This is a genomic window from Vibrio sp. 03_296, assembly GCF_002265885.1.
The window spans coordinates 1-1,488 of record NZ_NPKW01000271.1 but is presented as its reverse complement, the minus strand read 5'-3'; the positions used below and the strand labels follow the sequence as shown (position 1 = coordinate 1,488).

The 1,488-nt window shown below is 46.7% G+C and carries 1 protein-coding gene and 1 pseudogene; both read left to right on the top strand.

The features are described 5' to 3' along the window. Positions 1–951, top strand: a pseudogene (locus CIK04_RS23925) (ammonium transporter); the annotation flags it as partial. A gap of 151 nt (positions 952–1,102) precedes the next feature. Then, the coding region (locus CIK04_RS23920; RefSeq protein WP_128824671.1) for an extracellular solute-binding protein at positions 1,103–1,488 on the top strand (386 nt) is incomplete at its 3' end.

Sequence of the window (1,488 nt, the reverse complement as noted above, 5' to 3'; positions counted from 1 at the left end):
GAAGGGGCCGATCACTCACTTGAGTCAGATTTCTTCTTCCAAGTGGTGTTTGTGGCAACGGCGATGTCAGTGGTGTCAGGGGCGGTTGCTGAGCGTATGAAGCTTTGGTCTTTCTGTTGTCTTCCGCCATTTGACTGCCTTTATTTATCCGGTAGAAGGCTACTGGACGTGGGGTGGTGGCTTCTTGTCAGCGGCGGGATTTAGTGACTTCGCAGGTTCGGGGTATTGTGCATATGGCAGGTGCATCAGCGGCATTAGCCGGAGTAGTTATTGCTTGGAAGCGCGTAAGGTAAGTACGGCAAAATGGCGAAGTGTATCCAATCCCTGGTTCGAAACATGCCATTGGCAACGTTAGGTACCTTTATTCTGTGGTTCTGGTTGGTTTGGTTTTAATGGTGGTTCACAACTAATGGTGTCTGACTTTGAAAACGCGACGGACCTGTTGGGCAAATTTTCCTTAACACGAATGCTGCAGCTGCAGCGGGGGCCATTACCGCACTCTTTGTATGTAAAACAACATGGGGCAAAGCGGATTTAACCATGATTCTCAACGGCGCGCTTGCTGGTTTGGTTGCGATTACTGCTGACCCTCTTTCACCATCACCTCTGTATTCGGTGGCGATTGGTGCAGTAGCAGGTGCCTTGGTTGTGTTCAGTATCGTTGGTCTTGATAAGCTAAAAATTGATGATCCAGTGGGCGCGATCTCGGTTCACGGCGTGTGTGGTTTCTTTGGTCTCATGGTTGTGCCAATCAGCAACGGTGACGCGAGCTTTCTTTCGCAACTATTTGGTGCCGCAGTGATTTTGCTTGGGTATTGGAGCAAGCCTTGCGGTTTGGGCGTACTGAAAGCCACCATCGGCATCCGAGTTTCTGAAGAAGAAGAGATGGAAGGGATGGACATGCACGACTGCGGTGTCGGTGCGTACCCAGAATTCGTCACGGTAAAATAAGTCAACTAAGACATACTTGTTTACAAATAAAAATATCAAAAACCTCCTCATACCAGCATGGTTTTTTGTTTTCCGTCATTGTGTTCTAAACTATGATGAATATAATAACGCTACTGATAAACGTTATCATTACGAATCTAAGGATTGAATCATGAAAAAGCTGCTTACTCTTTCTGCGCTTGCATGTRCCACTCTTGCTCCTACCGCAATGGCTGCTGAAGAGGTGAATGTTTACTCTTACCGTCAACCTTTCCTTGTTGAACCAATGTTCAATGAGTTCACAAAGGAAACCGGTATCAAAGTAAACGTGATGTTTGCAAAAACTGGTATTGCAGAGAAACTTGCGCAAGAAGGCGAATACAGCCCTGCTGACGTGATTCTAACCGTAGATATCAGCCGTCTTGCTGAGCTAACAGACAAAGGTCTTGTTCAGCCAGTCAACAGTGAAATCATTGAAGCGAATGTTCCTGCTCAATACCAAGACAAAGAAAACGAGTGGTTTGCACTAACGACTCGTACTCGTAGCGTCTACTCTTC